The sequence below is a fragment of the Arcticibacterium sp. GJ41-1 genome, from assembly GCF_055808875.1.
The window spans coordinates 3,378,199-3,397,578 of record NZ_CM147888.1 but is presented as its reverse complement, the minus strand read 5'-3'; the positions used below and the strand labels follow the sequence as shown (position 1 = coordinate 3,397,578).

Sequence of the window (19,380 nt, the reverse complement as noted above, 5' to 3'; positions counted from 1 at the left end):
ATTCAGGTGTTTTTGAATAATTATATAAAGTGATATACAGGACGAGACATCACTCAAAAGGCTTTAGTGATTTTGCCTCAAGAGTACATAGTTTATTCTTTTGGTCGTTTTTTTTTACCACGAACAGTCGTTCGTTTTATTTTTTAACTACAATTAGATTAAGGAAGTTAGCGTAATTATAATTTATTATTTAACCATTCCTCCCATCACTAGATTCCTTTATTTTTTTGCTGGAAACCACAAACCAAACCAATACAAGCAAGGTAAAAACTGCAGCAACGGTGAAGGCCAGGGAAGAATCCAGCGAAAACCCCTCAGGAGCTATTAAGATATAAGAGGAACACACCGCTGTCATAAATACTGCTGGAATTAGAGCCACCCAATAGTTCTTAGAGCTTTTGACTAGGTAAACTGTAATGGTCCAGAGCACAATGGTTGCTAAAGTTTGATTACTCCATGCAAAATATCGCCATATAATTCCGAACTCAATTTGAGTTAAGGCAACTGCTACTGCAAATAAGGGAAGACTTAATAAGAGCCTTTTTGAGAATTTGATTTGAGAAACATTAAACACATCAGCAATGATAAGTCTTGCTGAGCGGAAGGCGGTGTCTCCTGATGTTATAGGAGCTGCAACAATGCCTAATAAGGCCAAAACTCCACCAAATGAACCAAGCATCTGTAAAGAGATTTCGTTCGCAGCCCAAGCTGCATTGTTTCCATTTAAAGCCATCGCCCCATTCAATTCCTCTACCGAACCAAAGAAGGTCATAGATACGGCTGCCCAAATTAAGGCAACTATCCCCTCCGTTATCATGGTTCCTGCAAAAATCACTTTACCCGATTTTTCATTTCCCATGCAGCGTGCCATGAGAGGAGACTGTGTTGAATGAAATCCAGAAATAGCTCCACAGGCAATGGTCACAAAGAGTATCGGAAATATTGGCGTTTCAGCTGGCTTAGAGCTCATATTTCTAAGGTTGTCATATGTTAGCTCAGGAATATGGTAATCACCAACGAGTAATACGCCTAACAAACCCACCGCCATTAAAAGCATAGCTACACCAAAAACTGGGTAAACCTTACTAATAACCTTATCAATAGGCAGTAAAGTGGATAAGAAATAATAAACCAAAATAATAGCGACCCAGCCCCAGATTGACAGGAAACCATCCGTCATACCATCTAATATTTTTGCAGGACCAACCAAAAATACGGTTCCAACAAATATTAACAACAATACAGTGAAGACTCTCATGAGCTGTTGGGTATTTCTTCCTAAGTAAATTCCAACAACCTCACTTATACTTTTTCCTCCGTGCCTTAGCGATAGCATTCCTGAAAAATAGTCATGCACAGCCCCAGCAAAGATACTTCCGAAAACAATCCAGAGGAAAGCTACGGGACCAAACATAGCTCCTGATATAGCTCCAAAAATGGGACCTAAGCCAGCTATATTTAAAAACTGAATCAAAAACACTTTCCAGTTTGGTAAAACCACAAAGTCGACTCCATCGGCAAGGCTGCTGCCAGGTGTTTCATTGTTTTCATTGACACCAAAGATTCTTTCCAGCATATTGCCGTAAAGAAAATAGCCTAAAATTAGTACTGCTATAGATATTAAGAAGCTTAACATGAGGGTTGAATATATTTAAAATTAATTAGCTAATAGACAAACAGTTTTCTTGCCACAGACTCCATGGCACAAAAAATTAACATCTTGGCTAAGGGAAACAAGTAAAACTCAAGAATTCCTATGCTGGCTGCTGCAAGCAAAACCTCTACTAAGGTAGGCTGAACTGTTCAAAATTAGCTGTGATTATCTAAAAGAAGCTCAAGCCTAAAGCAAAGTTTCTTTCAATACTTCTTTTTAACAAAGTTACATGCTAAGCTCTAGCTTAAGCATTACTTCAGGCTAGCTTTTCTATTTCAGATTCTAATAGTTTTAAGTTTTCTTTTTGATAACTTTCTACTACCATTTTAGCCTTCAAAGCTTTGGCTTTGGCTTCTTCATTATTTTGAGCAATAGCTAAAACTGCAGGTACAATACCAGCGACTTCAGCCTCATTATCCATATCAAAAAGCCAGTCACCCAAACCTATGTCTCGCCACATTATTCCTTTGCTTGTTTGCTGTTCCCATCTGCAGACTATGGCAGGAATGCCCATTCCAATACACATGATAGGGGAGTGCTGCTCATTCCCAAATATCCCAGCAGATTGTGCGTAAGTACTCAATGCTTCATCAGTTAGCCAATATTTATTACGCCAGACTACATTTTTTTTAATGTTTTCTGGAAGGGGATCGTAAAGCATTTCTTTCCCAATAGCCACCTGAGTTTCATCTTCAGGAACAATCAAAACTTTCATTTCTGTTTGCTCTACCAAAGCTATTATGGCCTTTCTTAATTGCAGATGGTCGTGCTCTTTATTTGCTTGGTTTACGGCGTCTCTTTCCTCATCAAGGGCTTTGTTTTTAGATGGAATTAACCAATATGGTGTATATCGATATTTAGGAATCACGCACATAAATTTACCTTTTTCTAAACCATGACTTGACAAAAAGGCATCCGCGGCTTCGTCATTCTTAACATCAGCAGCAAAGGCTCCATCTGGGCCAAAAGACATGACTTTAGAACTGACTCCAATTTCCTTAGCATATCCTAAAGAAAATGAGTCTCTAAACAAGACAAATTCTGCATTGCTTAGCAGAATGTTAACCTTTGGAGACATGTTTCCTTCATTATAAGTAATGCCGAATACTCCGTAAGGTTTCCCCGTTTTTTCTGCCCAATCTTCCACATCATTAGCCACTACCAAATAAGGACCAGAGCCATGTAAGAAGAAATCACACTCTTTATAAGCTCTTTCTAGCGAAACCTCATCTTCTCGTGTAAAAATTTCCAAGCCAGGAAAACGATTTAAGAGCATTTCTTTTACACCATTACCTACATCACTTGCCCATAATCTGACCTCTACATCTGGGAGGTGTTTTTCTAGCAAAGCCAATACACCAGGAGTGTGTCCGATGTCGCCGATGTTGACAGTTTGCCAAGATGAACGAAGCAAAATCCTTTTCTTAGCCTTATCATCAAAAGTACAGGCATTAATCCCTAATATTAAACCAATTATGGAGGGCGTTTGTATTATAAAATCTCTACGTGTTTGCATATTTTTTTATTTCATACAAGGCTTAAAAGTTGATTAGGCATTGATGGTTAAATACATCTTTTTTCAAAGACGGAATTGCCAAAGAAGACCTTCAACTTTTAAGCTATTTGTATTATTAAGGATTAATTTAGTATCCAGGGTTTTGCTCTAGTGCCGCTCCTGTATTTGCGTCAATTACTTTTTGAGGAATTGGCCAAAACCTGTTAAAATCCTGAATGGTTTCGCCTGAAGACGGACCATTTGGTACTGAAGGAGCTGAATTGTATTTTCTAACCCTATCCACCAACCTGCCCATGCGGATAAGCGTACGCAGGCGTGGCTCTTCTACTATTAATTCACGTGTACGCTCATCTAAAATAAAGTCTTCGGTAACATCTGAACTACTTATTTGTGAAGCTTCGGCTCTCGCTCTTACCACATTGATATCTTTGGCAGCATTGGCTAAATCACCTTTTCTGAAATAAGCTTCAGCACGGAGTAAATAGGTTTCTGCCACCCTCATTCTGCTAAAATCTTTTGATGTGTTCCCTGAAAGTATATTTCCATTCATTGCAGGGCCTTCAATTTTTCTAAAATATGGATAATATTGTCTTAAAGTATCAACGGTAATATCGGTTAATGTCCCATCAGATTTAGTAACATACAGCTTTTGATTAGCACCAATTTTTGTTAGCACGGGTTTTCCATAGTATTCGGTATCTGCTGGATTATTATAATAAAACGTACGTCTGATATTGAAGGAGGAGTTTCTCATATCTTCAGGATCTAGGGCCCACACTTCATACTTGGCATAGTTTGTAGGTGAGTTAACACCAATACCTCTTCCCAAGCTATCTGAAGACTGATTGATAACTTCGTTTGGCGTTTGAAGCCTATCGTATTCCGGTGCCCAGTAGCGAATACTATTATTGGCAGTTTTGACCGAAAATCCACCACCTAAAGTGGTACTTTCAAATTGCCAAGCCCAAAGTACTTCTTTGTTGCCTGAGGATCTATTGATTTGTCCAGCAGCAAAAACATCAGAGAAAACGTCGCCTGGGCTATTTGCCGCAGGTCCAAAACGGTTTGTCATAATCTCATAATCACCGGCTTCTTTGCTAATAACCTTACTAGCAGCATTTATAGATTTGTCATAATAAGAAGCATCACTAGTTTCCATTCCTAAAGAAATATAAACCTCACTTAAAAGGTGAAAAGCAGCGGCTCGTGGTATTCTTCCATCGTTTACTTCTGTAGGTAAAAGTGACACAGCAGCTTCTAAATCTTTAGCTGAGAAACCAAGAACCTCCGCTCTTGAATTACGTATAAAATCAAATTTAGGCTCTGTAATTCTGTCTTCTACAATGGGTACATCCCCATAAATGTTGGCAAGAAAATTATAGGTATATGCTCTAAAAAACAAAGCTTGGCCTTTGATGTTATCTCTTGTTTCGTTGGAAATACTTATATCTGGATTATCTATGTTTTCCAGAATTAGATTTGAGCGGACTATCATTTGCTTATATGCCCAATCCCAATAAACTATGGTAGCATTTAAGTTTGAATTCAACAAACTATAGTCCTTATTTCCTCTTGAATCATTACGTCCCCATTGCGTTTGGTCTGTACCTACTGTCATATACTCAAAGATGTCAGAAGCAATAATGTGCTCATTTCTAGCACCCTCGTAAAGAGCTACCACTGCCGCATCAAATCCGGCCTCATTGGTCAATAAGTTTTCTGGGCTAAACCTGTCTAAGGGCACTTCTTTGAGGAAGTCGTCTTCACAGGCTGTGGTAAAAAGTAAACAAAGTATAAAAATCGTTAATCTATTAATTATATTTTTCATGCTTATTCTTTTTTAAAATGAGACATTAATACCTCCTACAAAGGTTTTTAATAAAGGGCCGTTCTCGTATGGGTTTCTTCTACCTCCACCAAATTCAGGGTCCCATCCTTCCCATTTTGTCCAGGTATGTAGGTTTTTTCCACTTGCGTACACCTGTAAGCTTGAAATCTTCAGCTTGCTGATCCATTCTTCAGGTATGTTATATGACAATGATACATCTTGCAGTCTCATAAAGCTTCTCTCTTGATAAAAACCATATGCCAGAGGGTTGCGATAATTTATTCTTGGATGTGTATCAATCGGGTTTGACGAAGTCCAGTATGGCGTGTTCAAGAAGTTAGCTTGGTCAAAAAAGTTTGACCCAGGATTAGTCAGTGTGTTAGAACTATATCCACCTTCTCTAATATTTAATGCCACAGAAAGACTGAAGTTTTTGTAGTTGAAAATATTAGTAATACCCATATTAAACTTAGCCTGATCATCATTAATTACCATTCTATCATCAGGGGTGATTTTACCATCAGGTTCTCCATTTGGGCCGCTAATGTCTTTAAATTTAATATCCCCCATCTGAGCTCCTGGTATTAATGATAAGTCGTCACCTTCTTGGAATATTTCATCAAAAACGTAATCAAAGTTAGAGCCAAGAGGATAGCCAATAAACCATCCACTTGCGATGTCGTCATCCTCTATCCCGTCTAAGTCAATATCTCTACCTGTAAGCTTGAGAATCTTATTTCGATTAAGAGAAAAGGCTAAATTAGTATTCCAAGTAAAGCTTCCCCTTTGGATATTGAGTGTTTTTAAATCAAGCTCAAAACCTGTATTCTTTGTTTCTCCTATGTTTCTTAGAAATTTCTCAAAACCATTGGTGTTAGGAATAGTCTGATTAAGAAGTAGGTTGTAGGTATTTGATGAATAAAAGTTTAGCGAGGCACTTACTCTTTCTGATAAGGCTTCTATATCCACTCCAAGGTTGAAACTTTCTGTAGTTTCCCATCCCAGATTTGGATTTGCCAATGTAGTAGTGCTTAGGCCTATAGATGTGGCCGAACCATCTCCAAATACATAATTATTTTGGCCTACTTGGCTTAAAGAAGAGTATTCACGCACACCTCTGTTTCCATTTCTCCCCCATGAAGCTCTAAGTTTAAGGAAATCAATTAGTCCTACATTATTGAAAAAGGGTTCATCACTTATATTCCAACTAACCGCTGCCGCAGGAAACGTACCATACTTTTTACCTTCACCAAAAGCCGAGTAGCCATCTCTACGCATACTTAATGTTAAGAAATACTTACTGGCTATATTATATCCAAGCCTAGCCATATTTGAAATTTGCCTGTTTTGCGAAGCATTGGCATTAATCACAAATCCTTCTCCAATCTCCAAAGCATTATAGCCTAAGGCATCATTAAAGATGTTTCTACTAGATAAAAAAGATAGTTGATTATTCAATTCATAAACCCCATATAGTAATGTCAAATCAAGATTATGATTCTCGGCTATTTTTTGTTTGTATTTGACAATGTTCTCAAGGGTGAAATTTTGACTTTCGCCATGCTGTTTTGACCCAGAACCTAGTCTATTTAAAGGTTGATAAGATGGAGTGTAATTAAATACCTTTGAATGGGTACGGGTGTATCCTACATTCATTTTGTATGATAAACCTTGCCATATACTAATATCGGCGTAGGCATTAGAAAATAGAATGTTTGCTATAGATTTATTGTCATCTAAGAGTGTTCCCAAAAGAGGATTTGACACCAACCCCCAGTTTTGAGGAAGTGGATTAGGAGATACACCATCTTCTAAAAACAGACTAGCATAAGGACTCAGGTATGAGGTGCTTTCTAAAGTAGCTCTCACTCCAGAATTATCTTTTGAAGAAAAACCAGAATTAATGCCAATTTTCAGCCAATCTGTAGCTTGAACTCCCAGGTTTAATCTACTAGATAATCTAGAGAAATTGTCTCCTTTGACGGGTGATTTTGAGCCAGTTAAAGCTCCTGAGAAAAAGTAGTTTACTTTATCGGTTTTTCCAGACACGCTTAGCTGGTAATTAGACATTGGTGCAGCCTGTTTAATTTCATCAAAAGGATTAATGCTTCTTCCAGCCGCAATATTTGCCAATTCAATTACGGAAAAGGGTAAGGAACCACCTTCTGCAATTTCGGCATCTTTACGTGCCGCCAAATACTGTTCAGGACTCAAATAATTTGGTAAATATGCATAATCTGAGGCACCCATGTAAGTGTTTAATGAGAATTTAGGCTTCCCAGATTTCCCTTTTTTCGTGGTGATTTCTATGACACCATTAGCTGCCAAGGAGCCGTAAATAGCCGTAGAACTAGCGTCTTTTAAAATATCAATAGATTCAATGTCATTCGGATTAATATCTGATAAGCTTCCTCCAGCATATATAATCCCATCTAAAATTATTAGAGGAGCCGTACTAGCAGAGATAGAGTTAATCCCTCTGATTCTAATACTTCCTGCTTCCCCTGGTCTTCCGTTATCTATTACTTGAACTCCGGCAGTGGTACCTCTCAAAATCTGGGAAGCATTGGTATTAGGTTGTAGTCTTGTATCTTCAATGTTTACACTTGATACAGCACCTGTTAAGTCTTTCTTTTTCGCAGTACCATATCCTACTACCACCACTTCTTCCAGAGCTTGTGTGTCAAGCTCTAGATTTACATTTATTTGTGATTGATTACCCACGGTAATTTCTTGGGCTAAATATCCCACAAAGCTAAAAACAAGTATAGAGCTTTTGGTGGGTACATTAAGGGTAAAACTTCCATCAATGTTTGTAGTGGTTCCGTTTGTGGTACCTTTTACTACTATACTAACTCCTGGTAAAGTTTCTCCATTATTATCTTTTACCGTACCAGATACAGTTTGTAAGATTTTTTCAGGAAGCGTATAATTATTGACGCCAAAGGAGGTGTTGGGTTTAGCTCCCCCCGTTGATATTTTGCGTAGTACAATGCGGTTACTTATCAGGACAAAAGAAACCCCCAAAGGTTTTAGTGTTTTAGTAAGTACAGAAGAAAGGGTTTCATCTTCAGCCCTAAGATTGATTCTTTTATTCAATTCGGACATTCTCGAATTATAAGAGAACTTAACATCGGTCTTTTCTTCAATTTCATGCAAAGCATCAGAAAGTGTTGCCTCTTTTAGGGTGATTGTCACTTTTCTGTCTAACATATCTTGCCCATTAACACTGGTGGCCCAAGTGGAGCTAGTGAAGAGCAATGTTAGAAATAATTGTATTAGGGTTGATTTCACGATCCGAAAGATTAATCGTTGATTAATAAAGGTAATTTTCATACTTTTGATTGGTTTTGGTAAATACTTTTACTGGTTTTACATAAGGCTAAATCGTTAAAATCCAGTGCAATGGATTTCAACAGGAAGGGGCGTCGCGTTTGCGACGCTTTTTTTTATTTCATAGGCATATTTATTTCAATTACAGCCATTAGACTTTATAATTATTTCGTTATTATTTAGTTCAAATCGAGTGTTGTTTCCTAAGCTTTCGCAAATGATATTGAGCTTTTCTGTTAAAGGTTGGTCGCTCAAAGAGCTAGTTAAATAGCAATTCTTCAGCATGCTTTTAGGGTACTTAATTTCCACGGAATAGGCCTTTTCTATTGTTTCAAAAATCTGCGAGACGGGTACATCTTCAAACTCAAAGCTTAGGTTTTCAATTTTCTCTGATTCCTTTTCTATTGGTTTTAGGGTCAAATCTAAAGTTTGAACATTCCCAAACGCCACTTTCTTTCTGTTATAGATAATACTTTCGTTTGGTAATAAATCTATAGGGAGCATTGGTTTCTTAGAAATGGTCTCGTTTTGGCTTACATGAACTTTCCCTGTTTTAACCAATACTTCCACATTAGCATCACCTTCATAAGCCTTCACACGAAAGCTTGTTCCTAAAACTGTAGTCACTAACTCATTGGCGTATACGAGGAACGGTTTTGAGGGGTCTTTCTTAATTTCAAAAAACGCCTCTCCGCTTAGAAAAACTTTTCTAACATTTCCGCTATTCTTTTTAGGGTAGCTGAGCTTACTTTTAGGTTGGAGCAATACAGAGCTTCCATCTGAAAGGGAAATCACCTGAGGTTCAGGACTATTATTAGTTTGTTCTATTAAGCCTTCATTATCTTTTTCAACTAATTTCTCATAGTTGACCGCTAAATTGCTTTTTTGATTCAAATCATAGAGGAAGTATAAGGAAAAGGAAACTAATAAAACTGCTGCTGCTCTAAACCAGCCCTTCGTCCAAAATGCATTTGTTTTTTGAGCATTTATTTCATGTAATAATATCTTGTTTCTAGTTTCGGCCAAAGATGCTTGTATTTCTTCATGGCTTATTTTAAGTTCATCTACCCCTAAAGCAATTAAGAACAGGCGTGCCTCTTCTACGAGTTTAGCTCGCTTAGGACTTTCTAGGCACCACTCTTCCCAGTTCTGAATATCGTCTTGATTTAATATCCATCGCCTGAAAGAAGAATCTTCTAAAAAGTCTTCAATTTTATTATAGTTATCTCTTTTCTGCATTCAAATTATCTATTCCTTTCAAATACATAAAGGACAGACATTTGAGCTGATACTCACTTTTGTGTAAATATTTTTAGAAAAAACTTAAATATTGCCCGAAATCAGAAGAAGTAGAAGTGAAAAATCAGTTCCCCACTGGCTTTTGATATGAACTACTGCTCTGTGGATAAGATTGTTAACCGACTGATAGTTAACTTCAAGTATTTCTGAAATCTGTTGTGGATTAAGGCCCTGGAAATACCTAAGATAGATAGCCTCTTTTTGTCGAGCTGGCAGTTTATTTAAGATTTCATTTAATTTTGAAGCCTGAGCTAGCTGTTGCTCATCAGCAATAATCTTGTATTCAATAGTAAAGTCTAAAGCAAACTCAATGTTGTCGGTATTAGTACTTTTAAAGAAAATGCGGTCTCGCTCTAATTTTCGAGCTAACCTCTTCCGAGCGGCACTTAATAGATAAGCTTTCACCGGAACTGTACTTTGTAGTTTTTTGCGGTAAATCCATACATCCATAAATACGTCTTGAACACAATCTTGTGCCATAGACTTATCTTTAACAAAGGAATGTACATAGTTTACCAGTGTCTTGTTATAAAGCTCAAATAGTTCAGAAAAGGCAGATTCGCTGCCATTTATCATTTCTAACCATAAGGTTAAATCGGTGTCTAACTTGTATTTATTTATTATTTCTTTCAAGGTATTGATTGACTTTCTTCTAAACTATCTGCCGCAATATATAAACTTAATCAAATATGTTTATTTAATGGCTCTTTTGAAATATTCTTATATGAAAGCAAATTCTTCTTTCTAGTCAATGATAAAATGAACTTCTGCTTGGCTTTAATTAGCGGTAATTTTGGTAGGGGGTATAACCACATATTTGATAGATTTCTTATACTTTTTAAGTGGTTAGGGTAAGTTATGTGTAATAGATTATCAAGTGATTGTAGTAAGCTGGGATAAGGAAGCCCGTTACTAATTTGGTCGTGGAAAAGTTTAAACGCTTAGTACTTGAAAGTGAAGCTAACTTTTTATTCCACTTTTCAGATGTTTAAGATGTTTGCTTCTCTGAATTTTCCTGTGACTATTATTCTACGGTCTAAAAGTTTGTGGAGTAGGCTATTTTTTATTCTTCATATCGGTGTTGCGGTACTTTGTTCGTTATAAGAGTGTTGTGCTTTCTCAGATTTATGAATTTCATATATGGTTTGAAAGCAATTGATGAATAGATTCTACACTGGTCAAATTTTAACTACTAAAGTTAATGCTCTGAAACTTAAAGATTTTAGTTCTCTGTTAAGCTAAGTTTCTCTCGCTTTAAGTGTTGATTGTTAGGTGTTTGAACTTCTTTTTGTCCTTAGAGAAAATGCTGTAAATAATTGTTAGTTTTCATTTTCTCTTTTTAAACAAAGTAATTAAAAAGCTTTTTGATAAGGAACAGTCTTTTAGGCCTCTATATGAAAACGAGTAGGTGCCAATAGCAGAGGGAATAAGGCTAATCGTCTAGAATTGAAATAATAAATATTGAAACTAAATAAACTGAAAAAGCATGAATAATTTAAAGAATGTATTAGTAGCAGGTGCCAATGGTAGCACTGGGAGAAGTATTGTCAACTTATTGAAAAACTCAGATACTTATCAGCCTGTGGCCATGGTAAGAAAACAAGACCAAAAAGACTATTTTGAAAATCAAGGTGTAAAGGCGGTACTTGCTGATTTAGAGAATGATTTGAATCACGCTTTAATAAACGTAGATAAAGTGGTTTTTGCCGCAGGCTCAAAAGGAGGGAATGTGATTGCTGTAGATCAGGAAGGAGCCAAAAAACTAACAGATGCCGCCAAGCAGGCAGGTGTTCAAAAATTTGTGATGTTGAGCTCGATGGGAGCGGACAATCCTGAGCAAAGCGATAACCTTCAAGAGTATTTAAAAGCCAAGCAAAATGCAGATGCCCATTTGCTAAAAAGTGGGCTGAATTATAGCATTGTAAGACCAGGTCAATTGACAAACGGCGATGCTACAGGCAAAATTCAACTAGACGAAAAAATAAAAACTAGAGGAAGTATTTCAAGAGAAGATGTGGCTGAAACATTAGTGGAAGCCTTAGATGGAGATGTGAGACAAAACCAGATTTTTGAAATTATAAGTGGAGATGTTCCGATAGCAAAGGCGGTCCGTTCTTGATGAAATATAGAAAGGTCAATAAATCCATTTTTGCACAATAAATAAATTAAACATAAGCAAGTCATGTCAAAAAACGTATCCGATAAAATAGTAGAAATGCTGGTAGAAGCAGGGGTTAAGAGAGTTTATGCCGTAACTGGCGACAGTCTTAATCCAGTTAATGACGCCGTTAGAAGAGACGGCAGACTCCAATGGATACATGTGAGGCATGAGGAAGCTGGTGCTTATGCTGCATCCATGGAAGCAGAGTTAAATGGTATAGGATGCTGTATGGGAAGTAGCGGACCAGGCCATGTTCATCTAGTAAATGGGCTATATGATGCCAATAAAGCAGGGAATCCTGTCATTGCCATAGCTTCCACCATCCACACGGAAAAAATGGGACTAGAAAATTTTCAAGAGACAAAACCTGAACTGTTGTTTCAAGATTGTTCTAAATATGTTTTTCAAGCCAATACGCCAAAACAAGCCATAAATGGGATACAAACTGCCATTCAACACGCAATTAGTAAAAAAGGTGTGGCTGTTCTCGGGCTTCCTGGTGATGTAGCTGCAGCAGACTTAGAAGATGTGCATTCGGCTAATAATATTTTTTATACAGAGCCAAGAATTACGCCAAGCAAAGAAAACCTGCTAGAGCTGGCAAACATTATCAATGCCAATGAAAAAGTGATGCTGTTCTGCGGACACGGATGTCGTGATGCGGTAGATGAAGTTATGCAATTGGCAGGCTTACTCAAATCTCCTTTAGGCTATAGTTTTAGAGGAAAAATCTTCTTTGAACGTACTGGAAATCCTTATGCAGTTGGCTTAAATGGACTTTTGGGTAACAAATCAGGTTTTGAAGCTATGCATGAAGCAGATGTTTTGCTGATGTTGGGTACCGATTTCCCTTACAGTGAGTTTCTGCCCGAAAAATGCAAGATTATTCAGATAGACACCAAACCTGAGCGGTTAGGGCGTAGGGCTAAAGTAGATTTTGGCTACTGTGGTGATATTAAATCAACACTTCAAGAGTTGATACCGATGGTTGTGACAAAAACTTCTACCGAATTCCTGGACAAAATGCGTTCGCTACATCAAGAAATTGAAACTATATATGATGGTTATGTAGAAGAGAAGGGGGCAGAAAAGCATATTCACCCCGAATATGTTGCCCATGTGGTAGATAAACTAGCGTCCGACGATGCCATATTTACAGTAGACACGGGGATGAGTGCCGTGTGGGCAGCTCGATATTTAAAAGCGGGTAGAAATCGTTATTTGACTGGTTCTTTCAATCATGGTTCCATGGCGAATGCTATGCCTATGGCCATAGGAGCAGGACTTTCGTACCCAAAGCGGCAGGTGATAGCCTTCTGTGGCGATGGTGGTATTTCCATGCTTTTGGGAGATTTAATGACTATTAGTCAATATCAAATTCCAGTTAAAATTATCATTTTTAATAATCGCTCGCTAGGTATGGTAAAACTAGAGATGAGGGTGGAAGGTTATATGGACTGGCAAACAGATATGGTAAATCCTGATTTTGTAAAATTGGCAGAATCCATGAACATAGCAGCATGGGAGGCTAAGGAGTCCAAAGATGTAGAAGCAGCTATCTTAAATGGGCTAAACCATGATGGACCTGCTATTATCAATATTTTCACAGACCCAAATGCATTGGCAATGCCTCCTACCTTGAATTTTGAACAGATAAAAGGTTTTGCGAAATCCATGACCAAACTAATGGTGAATGGCAAATTTGCCGAAATAGTAGATACTACCAAGAGTGAGTTAAAGTACCTAAAGGAAATATTATAAAATAAGAGATGGCAGCGGCTTGAAACGGCTGTCATCTCTTTAAGGCACTTTCGCTCTATTTCAGGTTTTCAATAACTGTTTTTAGCTTTGATTGAACTTCTTCTGCTAGGGCAGCCAAAGTTTCATTTTCTACGCTGCTCATAGATGCCATTGGGTCTATAGCCGAAACCTCAACTTCCCCATTTTCATGCTCCTCCACAATGATATTACATGGTAGAAAAAGTCCGATTTTATCTTCGGCTAATAGTGCTTTGTGAGCAAAACTTGGATTGCAAGCTCCTAAGATTTTATACTTTTTGAAATCTACATCAATCTTGTTCTTCAAGGTTGCTTGTAGGTCAATTTCATTTAAGATACCAAAACCTTCCTTTTTTAGTTCTGAAGTAATAGCCGCAATGGCTTCATCAAAACTCTTCCCTTCTAAAACTTTACTAAAGCAATAATTCATAATTCTTTAAATTTAATATTCATCTGTATGATTTTCCCAAATCAAAGAAGCAGCACCTGCAATAGCAGCAGTTTTGCCCTCCATACCAGAGCTTAATAATTTCACTTTTCCTTTATAGACCTCTAGTAAATGTTCCTCAAAATAAGTGTGTAGTGGGTCTAATATCCATTTACCGCTATTGACAAGTCCTCCCAGTAAAAAGAAGGCCTCAGGTTGGGTAAAGGCGGTGAAATTGGCCAGGGCAATACCCAGAATTTTGGCGGTATAATCAAAGGCTTTCAAAGCTATTGGGTCACCTTCTTCAGCTGCTTTGGTAATGTCTTCACCATGTAAATCGTTATAAGCAATTGACCTGAACCTGCTTTCGTCTATGTATTTGCTTTGCATGTACATAATGGTTCGCTTTAAGCCTGTGGCAGAAACATAGGCTTCTAAGCCACCTTTAACACCTAGGCCAGTAATCCGTCCATCTCCCAAGGTCATATCAATGTGACCTAATTCTCCTGCGAAACCATCAAAGCCGTCTATCAATTTGCCATTTGCCACTATACCAGAGCCAAATCCTGTACCGAGTGTTATCACAATGAAATCTGACATGCCTTTAGCATTTCCAAAGAGCATTTCGCCCAATGCCGCCACACTGGCATCATTCATGATTCTCATGGGCATGGGCATACGTTCATTTAGTTTTTTTAAAATGGGTACCGTGCCTTTCCATACTAAATTGGAGGCATTTTCTATTGTCCCATTTTTGCTGGATGCATTTGGTGCACCTATGCCGCAACCCAAGATTTTTGCGAAATTAAATTTATCTTTAAGTTCTTCTACTGTAGAGACTATTTTGTCCAAATAATCATCAATGTCGGGGTATTCTTTTGTTCTGAAAAAAGTGTCTTCCAAACATTTTCCTTCTTTATCTACTAAGCCTATTTTAGTTTTAGTACCGCCAATATCTATTCCTATAACTAATTCCATGATGTTGTTTTTATCTTTCACTTAAATTTTAAAACCATCCTTATGCAAATTGTCTAGCATGCTGTTTGGTATGGGAAACTCTTCTACAAAAGCCTCTGCTTTAGTTTTGGCAACCACCTTAATATCTTATCGCCAAATACATTCTTCGCGAAAAGTAGTTCCACCTCAAATATTGCTTATCAAAAAATCATTCCGATTTTAAGTATTTCCGGTGTATAGAATGGGTACATTAATCTCTACCAGATTCTTTGGTATTACTCCTGGGCTGGGGCGTAGTCTTTGCTGGTTCTCTAGTACTTGGAGTGCTTGTTGGTTTTCTAGTGCTTGGTGTGCTTGTTGGTTGTCTTGTACTTGGCGTGTTTGTAGGCTGTCTCGTACTTGGAGTAGGATTTGCGGTAGGTCTTGAACTTCTATCAGTATTACTTGTCCTATCTCGGGGAACAGCTTTTTCTGATGTTCTGGTATTACTTGTATTTCTTTTAAGTTCTAAGTCTTGTTTATTGCCTGTTACCCTATTTCTGGTTTCGAACGTTTGCGTTGGCTTTTTAGAAACATAATCATTTCTTCTGTTGTCTCTAATTAATGGAGTAACGCTAGTGCTTCGTCTCTCAGGAACATACTTGTAGGTGTTATTTTCATTTCTATAAACATGTACATGTGTTATGTATTGATGCACAGGGTATGGTCTCCAGTAGTTATAATAACTTGGGTAGTAGCCATAATAGTAAGGAGACTGCCATGTTACATAAGATGGTCCCCAAAAAGAATTAAAAATTAAAGGGGAATGATAATAAAGAGGCTGTATGATATAATTTGGGCCATAAAAATACGGATGACCTATAAACTGAACTTGTGGCTTATTATAGGTGTCTTTTTCCACGTCAATGGTGGCTACATCTTGAAATAAATCATTGCCAAGTACTGCTTGAATACCAACGATATGTATGCCTCTTTCCACTGATTCTATCACACGTAGGTAATCTACATATCCATCCTCATTTAAATCCAGATTAGATATTTTAGATTTAGGGTCGTTCAGTCGATACTCAAAATCTTCTAAATCTCTGGACTCTCCAAATATGGAAGCTACAGCTTCTAAGTCTAGATTGTCGCTAATGTCATAATTTGTGGGTACTACAGCTACTGGCTTCTGAGCCATGCATCCTGCCAACAGAATGATTAGGAATGGGAATGCTAACTTTTTCATTTTCAAATAGTTAAATTATAATTGCAATTTGTCAGTAATCTTGGATAAACACTATGATATGGGCGAGTAAAGTAATATGAGTATAATCATAATAAGCCAATAAATTGTCTTTTTTTAACGCTATTTACTTCATTTTAAATAAAAACTTACAATGCCTTTTTTAGTTTACTTTTTGATAAAGCCAACAAGCATTCTTTACAGTCTCCTTTTATTACCTTTGTGCAAAATCGGCGAACTAATATGAACTTTGAATTAACTAACGAATTCGTAGACAACATTAAGGCCGGCATTGAAAGTAAGTCTGAGGTATTTATCAAAGATGAATTATCTGAGCTTTTTCCTGCCGATATAGCCTCCATTCTTTATGAATTGAGTGGGGAAGAGGCTCATTATGTCATGCAGTATCTGGATACGGAGAAAGGTGCTGATGTACTTTCCAGTATAGATTCAGATGACAGGAAAAGGTTTGTTGCCGAGCAATTTACTATTGAAGAAATAGCCACCTATGTCAATCTATTTGACTCTGATGATGCTGTGGATTTTTTGAATGAACAATCTATCGAAGTTAGGGAAAAGGTAATTGCACTTTTAGAAGACAGAGAGCATGCTCGATTTATATTAGATTTGCTTCACTATCCAGAAGATGTAGCGGGTGGTTTGATGCAGAAAGAGCTTATTAAAGTCTATGAAACACAGAACGTTTCTGAGTGTATAGAAGAAATAAGAAATCAGTTAGAATCGGTAGATAAAGTTTACGCGGTTTATGTGGTAGACGAAGATAATTGCCTGAAAGGAATTGTCTCTTTAAAGGATATTGTTCTTGCCAGAAAAAATACCAAAATAGGTAATTTGGTTAAAGAAGATATAGTTTCTGTGGATACTACATTACCAGGAGAAGAAGTTGCAGAACTTATGCAGCGTTATGACTTGGAGGCTCTTCCTGTAGTAAATGCCATTGGCCGTTTGTTAGGAAGAATCACCATTGATGACGTGGTCGATTTTATTACAGAAAGAGCAGAAGAAGATTTCCAAGCAGTAACGGGTATTACAGGCGAGGTAGAAGAAGATGATACGGTTTGGAAGCTTGCTAAATCTAGATTGCCTTGGTTGGTGGTTGGTGTTTTAGGTAGCCTTATGGCGGCCACGGTTATAAAAGGATTTGAATCACAGTTGGCTAGAGTTACGGCTTTGGCTTTGTTTATACCTATTATGGGTTCTACCGGCGGAAATGTTGGTATTCAGACCTCTTCTTTAATTGTTCAGAGTCTTGCCGAAAAATCTGCAATGAGCCTTACTTTACTTGAAAGATTGCTCAAGATAGCTCAGGTGGCCTTAATTAATGGCTTTGTAATCGGGATTCTGGCTGGTGTCTACCTTTTTGTGATTGGAGAGTCACAGTTGTTTTTAGTGGTGTGTTTGGCCCTGTTCGCTGTTGTTTTCTTAGCTTCTTTTATGGGTACCGTTACCCCATTAATGCTTGATAAACTCGGGATAAACCCTGCAGTGGCATCAGGACCTTTTATCACTACTGCCAATGATTTGGTAGGAATTGGAACATACTTTTTAATAGCCAACTGGCTTTTGTAGATATTTAGAGATGATTGCAGTAGTCCAACGAGTTTCCGAAGCATCCGTTAAAATTGATGATAACATAAAAGGTGAAATTGGCCTTGGTTTTATGGTGCTTTTAGGTGTGTCACATGATGACCAGGAAGAAGATGTCGAATGGATTTGTAAGAAAATTATTGGACTTAGGATTTTCTCTGATGCCGATGATAAACTGAATCTCGATATTAAACAGGCTGGGGGAGATGTGCTTTTGATAAGCCAATTTAGCCTTCAGGCTTCTACCAAAAAAGGAAACAGACCTTCTTTTATAAATGCAGCTAGGCCAGAGAAAGCCATTCCGCTTTATGAAAAAGTATTAAGTTTATTGAGCTTTGGCTTAGGAAAAGAGGTGCCCTCTGGAGAATTTGGGGCAGATATGAAAGTAAGTCTAGTAAACGATGGCCCAATGACCATCGTTCTAGACAGTAAAGATAAGAAGTAGCTTTTAAAGCTCTCTGTAGGCTAATATGCCGCCTAATACATTATGCACATTTTCAAAACCTTCCATTTCTAGGTATTGTTTTGCTCTGCCGCTTCTAGCACCACTTCTGCAGTGAATATAAATGTGCTCACCTTTAATTGATTCCAATTCATCAATTCTGTGTGGCAACTCGCCTAAAGGAATAAGTTTTGCACCTAAATTGTCTTCCTCGTATTCGTCAGTATTTCTAACATCGTAAAAATTGAAAGATTCTCCTGATTCTATGAGAGCTTTTAGCTCCTCTACGCTTATGTCGTTATTATCGTCCATGATATATTTTTAATTTAAATCTTGTCCAGAGTCTCCAGCTAACCAAATGTTTACAGCATCACCCGTTCTTAGGTTTACGCCCGCATTTGGTCTTTGACGCACTACCGTACCGTCTGGTAAGTCGCTAGAGTTATCGTATAAAATGCTTCCTATATTTAATGAAGAGCCGTTTATTAAAATATCTGCTTCATCGTATGATAAACCTGTCAATTCCGGAACACTAACGGTAGTGTTTCCGTAACCATCTCCCACCACTAAGGTGATTTTAGTTCCTTTTCTTATGGTGCTGCCTACGGCCAATTCTTTTCCGTCTTGCTTTAATTTAAGAACGGTGTTTTTTTCAATAGCTGGAATAAACTCCGTAGCAGTTAATAAAAAGCCGATGCTAGAAAGTAGGTTTTTAGCGGAGTTTTCGCTTCGACCTATTACGTTTGGTACCTGAATTTTAGGAGCCTTGTCTGAAACTACGGTTAAAAATATTTTTCTACCATCTTTTACACCAGAGTTCTCTTTAGGGTATTGAGAAAAAACAGTGAGTGGCTTCAAGCCATTTACATAAGTAGAGTCCGAAATTTCATAGGTCAAATTACGAGCATCTAAAACATCTTCTGTTTCCTGTAAGGTCAAACCCTTTAGATTAGGTACCTCTATTTCCTCATTATGGTTGGTAGTCCATGGAAGGTATAGAAAGAAGAACGCGAAAAAGAGTACAAGACCGGCAGTGACAATGATACCTAAATGTATCATGATGTCGGTTTTAGAACCCGTGCTAAGCTTTGGCATATAACTGATTTAGTTTCAAAACAAAATAATGGCTTTTGAGTTCAAATAACAAGCCT

15 protein-coding genes are annotated in these 19,380 nt (G+C 37.6%); 4 read left to right on the top strand and 11 right to left on the bottom strand.

Going from position 1 to position 19,380, the window contains the following annotated elements; genetic code table 11:
* Positions 1-190 precede the first annotated feature (190 nt).
* The 6 genes from AC0L6O_RS14105 to AC0L6O_RS14080 all read right to left on the bottom strand — a co-directional run bounded on the left by AC0L6O_RS14105 (position 191) and on the right by AC0L6O_RS14080 (position 10,263).
* On the bottom strand, positions 191-1,636 hold the full coding sequence (locus AC0L6O_RS14105) for a carbon starvation CstA family protein (RefSeq protein WP_473303232.1): 1,446 nt from the start codon (positions 1,634-1,636) through the stop codon (positions 191-193).
* A gap of 274 nt (positions 1,637-1,910) precedes the next feature.
* Positions 1,911-3,170: a polysaccharide pyruvyl transferase family protein gene (locus AC0L6O_RS14100; protein WP_473303230.1), complete on the bottom strand. Its 1,260-nt coding sequence runs from the start codon at positions 3,168-3,170 to the stop codon at positions 1,911-1,913.
* Positions 3,171-3,297: 127 nt separating this feature from the next.
* A complete protein-coding gene (locus AC0L6O_RS14095; protein ID WP_473303228.1) occupies positions 3,298-4,998 on the bottom strand; it encodes a RagB/SusD family nutrient uptake outer membrane protein in 1,701 nt (566 codons plus the stop codon).
* A gap of 12 nt (positions 4,999-5,010) precedes the next feature.
* The gene (locus AC0L6O_RS14090; RefSeq protein WP_473303227.1) at positions 5,011-8,292 is read right to left on the bottom strand and encodes a SusC/RagA family TonB-linked outer membrane protein; all 3,282 of its coding nucleotides are present in this window, start codon (positions 8,290-8,292) and stop codon (positions 5,011-5,013) included.
* Positions 8,293-8,469: 177 nt separating this feature from the next.
* Positions 8,470-9,570 (bottom strand): FecR family protein, encoded by a 1,101-nt coding sequence (locus tag AC0L6O_RS14085; protein WP_473303225.1) that lies wholly within the window; start codon positions 9,568-9,570, stop codon positions 8,470-8,472.
* Positions 9,571-9,654: 84 nt separating this feature from the next.
* Positions 9,655-10,263 (bottom strand): RNA polymerase sigma factor, encoded by a 609-nt coding sequence (locus tag AC0L6O_RS14080; protein ID WP_473303223.1) that lies wholly within the window; start codon positions 10,261-10,263, stop codon positions 9,655-9,657.
* Between the two features lie 853 nt (positions 10,264-11,116).
* Here AC0L6O_RS14080 and AC0L6O_RS14075 point away from each other — a divergent pair.
* Complete coding sequence (locus AC0L6O_RS14075; protein ID WP_473303221.1) at positions 11,117-11,749, top strand: SDR family oxidoreductase; 633 nt, start codon at positions 11,117-11,119, stop codon at positions 11,747-11,749.
* 63 nt (positions 11,750-11,812) lie between these two features.
* Positions 11,813-13,552: a thiamine pyrophosphate-dependent enzyme gene (locus tag AC0L6O_RS14070; protein ID WP_473303219.1), complete on the top strand. Its 1,740-nt coding sequence runs from the start codon at positions 11,813-11,815 to the stop codon at positions 13,550-13,552.
* A 55-nt stretch (positions 13,553-13,607) separates the two neighbouring features.
* Here the strand turns inward: AC0L6O_RS14070 and AC0L6O_RS14065 are convergent, their stop codons facing one another.
* From AC0L6O_RS14065 to AC0L6O_RS14055, 3 genes are all read right to left on the bottom strand, one after another.
* A complete protein-coding gene (locus AC0L6O_RS14065; RefSeq protein WP_473303217.1) occupies positions 13,608-14,000 on the bottom strand; it encodes a DUF302 domain-containing protein in 393 nt (130 codons plus the stop codon).
* A gap of 12 nt (positions 14,001-14,012) precedes the next feature.
* A complete protein-coding gene (locus AC0L6O_RS14060) occupies positions 14,013-14,975 on the bottom strand; it encodes an ROK family protein (RefSeq protein WP_473303215.1) in 963 nt (320 codons plus the stop codon).
* A gap of 229 nt (positions 14,976-15,204) precedes the next feature.
* Entirely contained in the window at positions 15,205-16,182 is a 978-nt protein-coding gene (locus tag AC0L6O_RS14055) for a hypothetical protein (protein ID WP_473303213.1), read from the bottom strand.
* 240 nt (positions 16,183-16,422) lie between these two features.
* On the opposite strand from AC0L6O_RS14055, the gene mgtE reads away from it, so the two are divergent.
* Positions 16,423-17,769, top strand: a complete 1,347-nt coding sequence (gene mgtE / locus AC0L6O_RS14050) for a magnesium transporter (protein WP_473303212.1) — start codon at positions 16,423-16,425, stop codon at positions 17,767-17,769.
* A 10-nt stretch (positions 17,770-17,779) separates the two neighbouring features.
* Positions 17,780-18,232, top strand: coding sequence for a D-aminoacyl-tRNA deacylase (gene dtd / locus AC0L6O_RS14045; RefSeq protein ID WP_473303210.1), 453 nt, complete (start codon positions 17,780-17,782; stop codon positions 18,230-18,232).
* A gap of 3 nt (positions 18,233-18,235) precedes the next feature.
* Here dtd and AC0L6O_RS14040 read toward each other — a convergent pair whose 3' ends face one another.
* The gene (locus tag AC0L6O_RS14040) at positions 18,236-18,541 is read right to left on the bottom strand and encodes a rhodanese-like domain-containing protein (RefSeq protein WP_341224809.1); all 306 of its coding nucleotides are present in this window, start codon (positions 18,539-18,541) and stop codon (positions 18,236-18,238) included.
* Between the two features lie 9 nt (positions 18,542-18,550).
* On the bottom strand, positions 18,551-19,324 hold the full coding sequence (locus AC0L6O_RS14035; RefSeq protein ID WP_473303209.1) for a PASTA domain-containing protein: 774 nt from the start codon (positions 19,322-19,324) through the stop codon (positions 18,551-18,553).
* Positions 19,325-19,380 lie beyond the last annotated feature (56 nt).

Coding starts and splice junctions, on each gene's coding strand:
- AC0L6O_RS14035 (WP_473303209.1), bottom strand. CDS start 19,324: ATGCCAAAGCTTAGCACGGGTTCTAAAACCGACATCATGATACATTTA.
- AC0L6O_RS14095 (WP_473303228.1), bottom strand. CDS start 4,998: ATGAAAAATATAATTAATAGATTAACGATTTTTATACTTTGTTTACTT.
- AC0L6O_RS14105 (WP_473303232.1), bottom strand. CDS start 1,636: ATGTTAAGCTTCTTAATATCTATAGCAGTACTAATTTTAGGCTATTTT.
- mgtE (WP_473303212.1), top strand. CDS start 16,423: ATGAACTTTGAATTAACTAACGAATTCGTAGACAACATTAAGGCCGGC.
- AC0L6O_RS14100 (WP_473303230.1), bottom strand. CDS start 3,170: ATGCAAACACGTAGAGATTTTATAATACAAACGCCCTCCATAATTGGT.
- AC0L6O_RS14040 (WP_341224809.1), bottom strand. CDS start 18,541: ATGGACGATAATAACGACATAAGCGTAGAGGAGCTAAAAGCTCTCATA.
- AC0L6O_RS14070 (WP_473303219.1), top strand. CDS start 11,813: ATGTCAAAAAACGTATCCGATAAAATAGTAGAAATGCTGGTAGAAGCA.
- AC0L6O_RS14075 (WP_473303221.1), top strand. CDS start 11,117: ATGAATAATTTAAAGAATGTATTAGTAGCAGGTGCCAATGGTAGCACT.
- AC0L6O_RS14065 (WP_473303217.1), bottom strand. CDS start 14,000: ATGAATTATTGCTTTAGTAAAGTTTTAGAAGGGAAGAGTTTTGATGAA.
- AC0L6O_RS14085 (WP_473303225.1), bottom strand. CDS start 9,570: ATGCAGAAAAGAGATAACTATAATAAAATTGAAGACTTTTTAGAAGAT.
- dtd (WP_473303210.1), top strand. CDS start 17,780: ATGATTGCAGTAGTCCAACGAGTTTCCGAAGCATCCGTTAAAATTGAT.
- AC0L6O_RS14055 (WP_473303213.1), bottom strand. CDS start 16,182: ATGAAAAAGTTAGCATTCCCATTCCTAATCATTCTGTTGGCAGGATGC.
- AC0L6O_RS14060 (WP_473303215.1), bottom strand. CDS start 14,975: ATGGAATTAGTTATAGGAATAGATATTGGCGGTACTAAAACTAAAATA.